This is a genomic window from Paenibacillus silagei, assembly GCF_017874735.1.
Lineage (GTDB): Bacteria > Bacillota > Bacilli > Paenibacillales > Paenibacillaceae > Paenibacillus_AQ > Paenibacillus_AQ silagei.
On sequence record NZ_JAGGLV010000017.1, the window covers coordinates 146,572 to 156,437 of the forward strand.

The 9,866-nt window shown below is 52.6% G+C and carries 9 protein-coding genes and 1 rRNA gene; all 10 read left to right on the forward strand.

Translation table 11 applies throughout. From position 1 onward, the window contains the following. The first annotated feature begins 91 nt into the window (after window positions 1-91). A complete protein-coding gene (locus tag J2Z70_RS22850) occupies window positions 92-1,270 on the forward strand; it encodes an SPFH domain-containing protein (protein WP_209877010.1) in 1,179 nt (392 codons plus the stop codon). A 5-nt stretch (window positions 1,271-1,275) separates the two neighbouring features. Continuing rightward, window positions 1,276-2,022: a hypothetical protein gene (locus J2Z70_RS22855; RefSeq protein WP_209877012.1), complete on the forward strand. Its 747-nt coding sequence runs from the start codon at window positions 1,276-1,278 to the stop codon at window positions 2,020-2,022. Between the two features lie 15 nt (window positions 2,023-2,037). Then, window positions 2,038-2,793 carry a hypothetical protein gene (locus tag J2Z70_RS22860; RefSeq protein ID WP_209877014.1) on the forward strand — a complete coding sequence of 252 codons (756 nt, stop codon included), beginning with the start codon at window positions 2,038-2,040 and terminating at the stop codon, window positions 2,791-2,793. 147 nt (window positions 2,794-2,940) lie between these two features. Then, window positions 2,941-3,378, forward strand: a complete 438-nt coding sequence (locus tag J2Z70_RS22865) for an ACT domain-containing protein (protein WP_036698990.1) — start codon at window positions 2,941-2,943, stop codon at window positions 3,376-3,378. Window positions 3,379-3,386: 8 nt separating this feature from the next. Further along, window positions 3,387-4,673 (forward strand): homoserine dehydrogenase, encoded by a 1,287-nt coding sequence (locus J2Z70_RS22870; RefSeq protein WP_036725890.1) that lies wholly within the window; start codon window positions 3,387-3,389, stop codon window positions 4,671-4,673. 64 nt (window positions 4,674-4,737) lie between these two features. Beyond that, window positions 4,738-5,718 (forward strand): homoserine kinase, encoded by a 981-nt coding sequence (gene thrB / locus J2Z70_RS22875; RefSeq protein ID WP_209877016.1) that lies wholly within the window; start codon window positions 4,738-4,740, stop codon window positions 5,716-5,718. Further along, window positions 5,715-6,602 (forward strand): prephenate dehydratase, encoded by an 888-nt coding sequence (pheA, locus tag J2Z70_RS22880; RefSeq protein ID WP_209877018.1) that lies wholly within the window; start codon window positions 5,715-5,717, stop codon window positions 6,600-6,602. Before thrB ends, pheA begins: the two co-directional genes overlap by 4 nt. A gap of 4 nt (window positions 6,603-6,606) precedes the next feature. Next, window positions 6,607-7,488: a branched-chain-amino-acid transaminase gene (ilvE, locus tag J2Z70_RS22885; protein ID WP_209877020.1), complete on the forward strand. Its 882-nt coding sequence runs from the start codon at window positions 6,607-6,609 to the stop codon at window positions 7,486-7,488. 214 nt (window positions 7,489-7,702) lie between these two features. Next, window positions 7,703-9,232 carry a LysM peptidoglycan-binding domain-containing protein gene (locus tag J2Z70_RS22890; protein ID WP_209877022.1) on the forward strand — a complete coding sequence of 510 codons (1,530 nt, stop codon included), beginning with the start codon at window positions 7,703-7,705 and terminating at the stop codon, window positions 9,230-9,232. 462 nt (window positions 9,233-9,694) lie between these two features. Further along, a 16S ribosomal RNA gene (locus tag J2Z70_RS22895) occupies window positions 9,695-9,866 on the forward strand; the annotation flags it as partial.

Below are 9,866 nucleotides of genomic sequence, written 5' to 3' on the forward strand. Positions count from 1 at the left end.
TACAATAATTATATAAGCGACGTTATGTTGAATCCAAAGGGTGTAATCTGCGTATATCATACATACCTGTCAGGAAAGAGGGAATGGACAGATGGCAATTATTGAAGTAGTCAAATATGACGGGCCTCCGGGTGTCTTCGCCTGGAAGTATCCGAATCAGGAGCTGGGGACCTGGACACAGCTGATTGTGAATGAATCCCAGGAAGCGATTCTGTTCAAGGGTGGAGAGGCGCTGGATTCCTTCACAGCCGGACGCCATACCTTAAGCACAGCGAATATTCCGATTCTGTCGAATGTGGTGAACCTGCCGTTCGGCGGCAAGTCTCCGTTCACCGCAGAGATATGGTTTGTGAACAAGCTGAACTCCATGAATGTGAAGTGGGGGACCAGTGCACCGCTGCAGCTGCAGGACCCTAAGTACAAGATCATGGTAGCGGTCCGGGCCTTCGGTCAGTTTGGCGTGCGGATCGAAGATCCCCGCAAATTCCTGCTGAAGCTGGTAGGGACGCTGCCGGTCTTCGATCAGGATACGATGATTAATTATTTCCGCGGTCTGCTGATGTCTAATATTAACGAACTTATTTCTTCTTATCTGGTGCACAAAAAAATCAGCATCCTGGAGATCAACGCCTACGTGGTTGAAATCTCCAAGCATATTCAGGGGCGCTTGTCCTCCTCGTTCCTGGACAGCGGTATTGAACTTAATAATTTCTATATTGATTCGATCAATATTCCGGATGATGATCCGGCAACCCAGCGTCTCAAGGAAGCCTTGGCCAAAAAAGCGGAGATGGACATTATCGGCTTCACCTACCAGCAGGAACGAAGCTTCGATGCTATGGAGGAGGCAGCAGGCAATCCGGGCAATGCAGGCGTGGGCATGATGAATGCGGGGCTGGGGCTCGGCATGGGCTTTGGGCTGGCCGGGCCTGCCGCTGAGATAGCTACCCGGATGACCCGTAGCATGTCTCTGGACGGCAGTACGGGCAGCCAGCCGGCACCTCCTGCTGCTTCTAAATCCTGCTCGGACTGCGGAACCCTTAATCCGGCAGATGCACGCTTCTGTACCGGCTGCGGCCGCAGTCTGCAATCCCCGCCGGCGGTGGAGGATAAGGTATGCCATAGCTGCGGTAAGGCGGTCATCCCAGGTGCCAAATTCTGTCCGCATTGTGGAGAGGGCCTGATCCTGAAGTGTACGGGCTGCGGGCATGAGCTGAAGCCCGGACAGAAATTCTGTCCAGAGTGCGGTACCAGAGCGGCTAACGGGTGAGCGGGATGCAGAGGCAGAGGTCATATACGGGTCTTGTTACTGGCATTTATGTTGCTGTTCTGGCAGTTACTGCAGGTACCTTCTTCACGTTTGGATTCTCGGAATCGCTGCTGCGCTTCGTAGTGACTCTGCTTGCTGTAGGTATGGCAGAGACTGTGGGTTATGTATATTGCATGCTCTGGCTGCGCCGTGCTGCTGAAGCGGGCCGGACTTCACCGGTATTCATAAGCGGAGCTGTAATTATAGTATTCTATCTGGCTGCGGTACTTGCTTCGGCTATTCTGCTGGACTGGCTTCTGGAGCTGAGTCCGCTCTGGTATGCGGGAGAGCAGCTGCTGATCCTGATTGTAGCTTCCACCGTACTTGTGGCTACAGGGGGATATGGGCGGAATGCCGCATCCGGGGAGCGCAGAGCTGCGGACGCTTCGCGGAGTCTGCGTACTCACATGCAGGAGCTGCAGGAGATAAGAGGGATTGCCGGCACCTGGAAGCATTCTGAGGCAAGCAGGCTGGTAGAACTGATTGATTCTCTGGAGGAGAAATTCCGCTACAGTGACCCGGTATCGAGACCGGGATTGTATGCCACGGAAGACATCATTAGGCAGCAGATCTCTCTGCTGCATGACCATGTGGCGCTGCTGCTTGTCCTGAAGGAGCTGCCGGCCCGCTGGGACACGGAGACAGAGGAATTAACGGAGAGTATTGCCGGCACGCTCCAGCGGCGTAATCTGGAGCTGGCGGCGCTTAAATAGGAGGAATAGACAGCAATGGGGATAGGGAATGAGCTGGGGGGACTGTTGCCGGGCCGGGAAGGACAGCCCTCTGATAGTCTGCCTAAGTATGAGCGGACCACTTATGATGTTGTAACTATCGGCGCCGGATATTTGTTTATGCCGTTGGGACTTGCGCTTGCGCTGGTACGCATGCTGAGCACCCATTATAAAAATTACCGCAAGCCCGTCAATTATAGTCTGTTGTTCCATGTATTTGTAGGAGGATTCCTGCAAATGATGGGTATTGTCGTAATTTCCATCTTCAGTGATAACGGGATGGACACCACCACACTGATATCAGGTTTGATCTTCGTAGGTTTGGTGCTGCTCCTTCCCGCATCTGCATTTGCCAGAAGCGCAGCCAAAGCCAGATTCCGCTTCTCGCAGCTCGCCAATCAGTATGTACATCTGATCACGGTGGAGAGAGTCCGCTATACCGGGAATCTGGCGGACCGTACCGGGCAAAGTGAAGGGGATGTGAATAGAGACCTTCTCTATCTGCAGAAGTACGGGGTGCTGGACTCCGGGCTTCTCTTCCATGAGGGAGCGGATGCAGCGCCGCAGGCCCGGGCGGGGCAGGCAGCAGCATCGCCCTTCACGCCGCCTGCAGGGCAGCCGTCCTATCAGCAGCCGAGAACGCAGCAGCTTCCGAAATCTGTGCGCTGTCCCGGCTGCGGGGCACAGAATACGGTCGCTCCGGGCCAGTCTACCAGCTGTGATTACTGCGGGACGACCATTGCCTACAGCTGACCGGGTTCTGCAGGTGAAGGCTGTTCCTCCTAGCTGATAGGGGGACAGCCTTTTCCGCATGTTTGCAGAAAGTTATTGCAATAAAAGCCTTCAATCCCGTATAATGTCCACTATGTACATACAAAAGTCTTTGGGGTGAGGACGTTCGTGAAAGAACGCTATTATTTGGTCCGGGAGGACATTTTGCCCGATGCGGTGCTGAAGACCATGCAGGTCAAGCAGCTGCTGGAAGCAGGAGATGCCAAAACCGTACACGAGGGCGTGGAACAGGTCGGGCTTAGCCGCAGTGCTTTTTATAAATACAAAGATGGGATACACTTAATTCATCAGCTGGAGCGCGAGCGCATTGTGACGATCTCGATTGATCTGGAGCACGAGTCGGGCATGTTGTCCAAGGTGCTCGGTTCGGTGGCTGTTCACGGGGCGAATGTGCTGACAATCCATCAGAGTATCCCGCTGCAAGGACGGGCGAACGTGGTGATCTCTGTCGAGATCTCCCATCTGAATGAAGAGCTGGGCGACTTGCTGGACAGTCTCAAGGCAATTCCCGGTGTGAAGCGTGCGTTAATTATTGGTCAGGGGTGAGAATACGAATGAAGCCGGTTAAAGTAGGTCTGCTGGGTCTGGGTACTGTGGGTACGGGCGTTGTCCGTATTGTGGAAGGAAATCAGGAGGATTTGAGCAGCCAGGTCGGCTCGCCGATCCTGATTGAACGGATTGCCGTGAAAAATACGGAGAAGCCGCGTGATATCGAAGTGGACCCGTCCAAGATTACCGATGATCCATGGGCCGTTATCCGCGACCCGGAGATTGATGTCATTGTTGAGGTCATGGGCGGGGTCGCAGGGACGAAGGAGTACATTCTGGAGGCACTGGAGCGCGGCAAGCATATCGTAACAGCCAATAAGGACCTGATGGCCCTGCACGGCTCGGAGATTCTGGCCAAGGCACAGGAGAAGCAGTGCGATGTGTTCTATGAAGCGAGTGTGGCGGGAGGCATACCGATTATCCGCACGCTGATCGAAGGCTTTTCCTCGGATAAGATTATGAAGATTATGGGGATTGTGAACGGGACAACCAACTACATCCTCAGCAAAATGAGCCAGGAAGGCGCATCTTATCTCGACGCACTGCAGGAAGCACAGGAGCTGGGATATGCCGAGTCTGATCCGACGTCCGATGTGGAGGGACTGGATGCAGCCCGCAAGATGGCCATTCTGGGCACGCTGGGCTTCCGGACCAATGTAGAGCTGAGCGATGTCAGTGTAAGCGGGATTTCCGGCGTCAGCAAGGAGGATATGGCTTTTGCCAAACGGCTGGGGTACGAGATGAAGCTGCTCGGGATTGCAGAACGCCAGGATGAAGAATTCAGCATTAGCGTCCAGCCTACAATGATCCGTACGAACCACCCGATTGCCTCCGTGAACGGCGTCTTTAATGCGGTATATGTATATGGTGAGGCTGTAGGGGAGACGATGTTCTACGGTGCGGGGGCAGGGGCGATGCCTACGGCAACCTCGATTGTGGCGGATCTGGTGGCGGTCATCAAGAACCTGAAGCTGGGGGTCAACGGGCTTAAGCAGATTGTGCCGTACAAGCAGAAGAAGCTGAAGAGCGACGAGGATATTTATTACAAGAACTTCCTGCTGCTTCATGTCGATGACAAGGCGGGTGTACTGGCGAAGATTACCCAGGTGTTTGCCGAATATGATGTCAGTCTGGATTCCGTTGTGCAGCAGGCCAATCCTAATAATCCTGATGCCGAAATTATCATTGTCACACATAACGCCAGCAGAGCGAGTATGAACAAAGTGCTGCGCCATCTGGAGCAACTGAATGTCATTCACCGCATCAAAAGTCATTACCGTGTAGAAGGCTAACTATCGCAGGTGTCCATGGAACACAGGGCTTGCGCGCAAATATAATGAAGGAGATTTACCCGCCATGAGTATTTACGGAAGGTCTAGAGTGAAGGTCCCTGCGAGCACGGCCAACCTCGGTCCGGGCTTCGATACGCTGGGCATGGCCCTGTCGCTGTATGCCTGGATTGAAATGGAGGAAGCCGCTGAAACGGTGTTTCATCTGTATGGAGATGAGATGGCCGGTCTTCCCCGGGACAAAAGCAATCTGCTCTACAAGGTTGCGCAAATGGTATTTGCAGAGGCCGGGGTCCAGGTTCCGGAGTTGTCCATCGCCATGTATTCGGAAATCCCGCTCACCCGCGGGCTGGGCAGCAGTGCTTCGGCCATTATTGGCGCGCTGGCTGCGGCGAATGCTATGATAGGTTCACCGCTGAGTCAGGCGAAGCTGTTCGATATGGCTACAGCGATCGAGAAGCATCCCGATAATGTCGGAGCGTCGCTCTTCGGGGGAATTATTACGGCCGTATGGGATGGCGAGCATGCCGATTACATCCGGATTGAGCCGCCGCAGGAGCTGGAATTCCTGGTGGTCATTCCTGAATTCGAGCTGGAGACCGTCAAGGCCAGAGAGGCGCTGCCTGCGGAGGTTACGCTCGGCGATGCTGTTCATAATATCAGCCGTACCTCGCTGCTCACCGCAGCGTTAGCCGCAGGCCGGCTGGACCTGATAGGCACAGCGATGCAGGACCGGCTGCACCAGCCCTACCGTGCACCGCTGGTGCCGGGGATGGAGAAGCTGCTGGCGGAAGCGCCCGGCCATGGTGCGCTGGGCATTGCGCTTAGTGGTGCAGGCCCGACATTGCTGTGCATGGTGGACCGCAAGGAGGCGCGGAAGCAGGAGCTGGAGCTGTTTTTGACAGAGACTATGCAGGAGAACGGGATTTCTGCCCGTACCGTATGGCTGTCCCCATGCACCACAGGTGTCACGGTAGAGCTGCTTGAAAGAAACGGGATGCAAAACGAATCATTTTTGGATATGATAAAAGGAGAATTACAGTCATGAAATCGATAGCGTTATTGCCTCAGGGCTCCGTCTCGCATGAAGCGCTGCTGCATTTATTTGGCGGTAACCCTGTTCAACTGGAGCATCATAAGCTCATATCCGATGTCTTTCTGTCTACGGCTGGCGGAGTCACTGATTACAGTGTCATTCCGATTGAGAACACGATAGAGGGCTCGGTCAGCCTGCATATCGACTGGCTCATTAATGAAGTGAATCTGCCGATGCAGGCGGAGTGGATTTTCCCGTCGATACAGAATCTGATCAGCTGTCCGCAGGAATTCACGAAGGAGAACGGGGACAAGGATTATACCAAGATTGTCAAGATCCTGTCCCATCCGGTGGCTATGGCGCAATGCACGCAGTTCATCCGTAAGGCTATGCCCTGGGCTGAGCTGGAGTCTGTGGGAAGCACCTCTGAAGCGGTGGAGATTGTGAAGGGCAATCCCGGCAAAGGCTGGGCTGCCATCGGTACCGCGCTTGGAGCCGCTACGCACGGGCTGGAGGTTGTGGAGCGCCAGATTACAGACCATAATAACAATTACACACGGTTCGTGCTGGTTGGTCCGCAGAAGCTGGAGCTTCCGCAGAAGAGCAGTGGAGACAAGACAAGTATTCTTGTTACGCTGCCCGAGGATTTCCCTGGTGCACTGCATCAGGTGCTGGCTGCTTTTGCCTGGCGTAAGCTGAACTTGTCCCGTATTGAATCACGGCCGACGAAGAAGAAGCTGGGTACTTATTATTTCTATATTGATGTGCTGGAACCGATAGAATCGGTACTGCTCCCGGGTGCGATTGAAGAGATCAAAGCCTTGGGCTGTCAGGTACGTATTCTGGGGTCCTATCCCACATACACCTATGAGGAAGAGAAAGCGGAGGTGCAGTAAGTTCATGGCTGAGCAATGGATCTATCTGGATGGACAACATGTAACGAAGGACAAGGCAATGGTGTCCGTATTCGATCACGGTTTTTTATATGGAGACGGAATTTTTGAAGGTATCCGTATTTATAACGGCAACATCTTCAAGTGTAAGGAGCATCTGGACAGGCTGTATGATTCGGCGAAGTCGATTATGCTGGACATTCCGCTGGCCTATGATGAGATGCTGGAGGCCATGGCCGAGACAATCCGCCTGAACGAAATGCGGGACGGCTACATCCGGCTGATCGTATCACGCGGTCCCGGCAACCTGGGTCTTGATCCGCGCCGCTGCCCCAAAGCAAGTGTGATCATCATTGTTGAGCAGCTCGCGATCTACCCGGAACAGGCTTATCTGAACGGACTTCGTGCCGTTTCTGTGTCCCAGCGCCGCAATATCCCGGATGCGCTGAATCCGAAGATCAAATCGCTGAACTATCTCAACAATATTCTGGTGAAGATTCAGTCGAATCTGGCGGAAGCCGATGAAGCGATCATGATGAACGCTCAAGGGTATGTAACCGAAGGCTCCGGCGATAATATCTTCATTATCAAAAGAGGGGTAGTCTATACACCGCCTTGTTACCTGGGTGCCCTGGAGGGAATCACCCGTCTAGCGATCATTGAGCTGTGTGAGAAGCTGGGACTGCCGCTGAAGGAAGAGCCTTTCACCATGCATGATGTCTATATTGCCGATGAAGTCTTCTTCACCGGAACAGCGGCTGAAGTTATTGCTGCCCGTGAGATCGACGGCAGAGTCATTGGTTCCGGCCAGGCCGGGCCGATTACCCTGCAATTGCTGGAAGAATTCCGCAATGTGGTTGATAAAGACGGATATAAGGTTTGGGAATAGTACAGAAATTTCGCGTGAGCGAATAGAGAAAAATCCTTTCATGCCAAGCATGGAAGGATTTTTTTTGCATATAGGGATGTCATTCGCCCATGGGCTGCATAAGATGTAGTAACGAAGGAGGCGGCTGTACCGCAACTACCGAATCTGGAGGGCTATCATCCCTGAACCGGGGTGCAGTGCCGATCAATAGATACTTTTAGGAGGTAAATGCTGCGTGAAAATACACATTGTTAAGCAAGGTGATTCGCTGTTTGCGTTATCACAGAAGTATGGAGTGCCGCTGCAAAAAATAATCGAGGCCAATCCGCAAATCACCAATCCAGATGTGCTTGCTGTAGGAGACAAGGTTAAGATCCCGGCTGCGCCCGTAGCTCTGCCTGTTCCGGACAACAACGATATCTACTATAAGCATACAGTCAAGCAAGGTGATACCTTATGGAAGCTCTCCAAGGCTTGGGGAGTTACACTCAAGGATATGATTGATGCCAACCCGCAGCTTAAGAACCCTAATGCACTGATGACGGGTGAAGTCGTGAATATCCCTAAGAAAGTCAGTACCTCTCCAATCCAGGCCCAATCCATCGATCCGGTAAAAGCTAATACGACCCCAATTCAGGCTCAGTCCACCGCTCCGGCAGTGGTCGATAAAACGGCGATTGGCGGTAAAACCTACACTGGTGTCATCGAAAAGCCGGCTCCCGCACCTGCGCCAGTTCCTGCACCTGCTGCAGAAGCAGTCCCTATCCCGTTGGCGGTTCCTGCACCTAACCCTGCACCTAACAAAGCGCCGGAAGTCAAGCCCGTTCAGGAAGCCGTCTATGAGAAACAAAGCTTGTATGTGCAAATCTCTGTTCCCGCGCAGGAAGAGAAAACCAAAGAAGTACATCATAAGTCAGAGGTTCAGCCTGCCGCCTGGGATGAGGGTAAAACCTCGCCTTGGGGAAAGAGCGATGGCTACCCCGGCCTTAGCGAGAATCCGTATTTTATGAATTATGCACCCGTGTATCCCGTATATGAGCCAATGGCCAATATGAATATGAACAATATGAATAACGCTCCAAGTTATGTTCAGCCTGCAGCGTTTATGCCGGAATGCCCCCCTTTCTATGCTCAGCCGGTTAATCCTTGTCCGCCTGGACAATACCCCGGAGCATGGTATCCTAATGCAGAACCGGATTATAACAATGTGAATATGTCAGCAGTCAGCCCTGTCAGTGACAATGCTGCGTTTGCTCCGCAGTACCAGAGTGAGCAGGTTAATCTTCCGTGGCCTTCCTGCGGATGCGGCGCAATGTCGATTCAGCCCTATCCTTATGAGCAGCCGATGTATAACGGGTATCCGGTGTACGGCATGCCGCAGATGGGGATGGTTTCTCCTTATGCTGGAGGAATGAATGCCATGCCTAACGCGGTGTCACCGATGTATGAACAGCCTATGGTATCGAATATTCCGCCATATCCGGCTTATCCGGGCATGGAGAATTTCGCCCACAACCGCGTACCCGAGATTCAGATCCCTGAGCCTGTAGTGGAGGAAGCGGAGGAGGTGCCTGATAAGGGGCGCACTGAGGCCACAACAGCAAAGGATACAAAACCAGGGAAATCCAAACCGGCAGCGGCAAAAGCGAAAACCTCCAGCCAGAACTCTGCCTCCAAGGATAAGGCCCACTCCAAGCCGCGTTCGAGCTCAAGCGGACGTTCAAGTACAGATAAGAAGAATCAGACTCCTTGGATTCCCAATTAAGAGGATAGTCCCTAAGAGGAGAGTTGCACATGCAGGTCCTGCTAGATATGAGGGCCGGCATGTGCTTTTGGGGCATGGTTATACAGGTACAGAGGCTTGTATAGGATATCTATGAAAGTCTATAGTACTATCTCGAAAATAGTAGAAATTAAGGGTTGTTAGCAGGGATATATAATGTTATATTATATATCCAATCGCAAGGCGGGTGCCTTGCACAAGGTTGGACATGTTGCTCTGATGAATACACACTTTGCTTCATCGAAAATAAGTGTTGCATTCAGAAGAAGAACATGTTATATTATAAGAGTTGCTGGTGACGAGATAATCGACACTAACAACGAGCTTGATCTTTGAAAACTGAACAACGAGTGAGTATCGGAGATCGCTTCGGCGAGATCCAAAAATGAGAATGTAAATTCTCGTCAGATGTTTCAAAATGAGCAATCGCTCTTTCTAAATACCAATTTGGAGAGTTTGATCCTGGCTCAGGACGAACGCTGGCGGCATGCCTAATACATGCAAGTCGAGCGGAGTTTGAGAGGAAGCTTGCTTCCTTTCAAACTTAGCGGCGGACGGGTGAGTAACACGTAGGCAACCTGCCCTCAAGCCTGGGATAACTACCGGAAACGGTAGC

Excerpts from the sequence above, each read along its gene's own strand:
- J2Z70_RS22855 (WP_209877012.1), top strand. The coding sequence starts at position 1,276 with ATGCAGAGGCAGAGGTCATATACGGGTCTTGTTACTGGCATTTATGTT.
- thrB (WP_209877016.1), top strand. The coding sequence starts at position 4,738 with ATGAGTATTTACGGAAGGTCTAGAGTGAAGGTCCCTGCGAGCACGGCC.
- J2Z70_RS22870 (WP_036725890.1), top strand. The coding sequence starts at position 3,387 with ATGAAGCCGGTTAAAGTAGGTCTGCTGGGTCTGGGTACTGTGGGTACG.
- pheA (WP_209877018.1), top strand. The coding sequence starts at position 5,715 with ATGAAATCGATAGCGTTATTGCCTCAGGGCTCCGTCTCGCATGAAGCG.
- J2Z70_RS22860 (WP_209877014.1), top strand. The coding sequence starts at position 2,038 with ATGGGGATAGGGAATGAGCTGGGGGGACTGTTGCCGGGCCGGGAAGGA.
- ilvE (WP_209877020.1), top strand. The coding sequence starts at position 6,607 with ATGGCTGAGCAATGGATCTATCTGGATGGACAACATGTAACGAAGGAC.
- J2Z70_RS22850 (WP_209877010.1), top strand. The coding sequence starts at position 92 with ATGGCAATTATTGAAGTAGTCAAATATGACGGGCCTCCGGGTGTCTTC.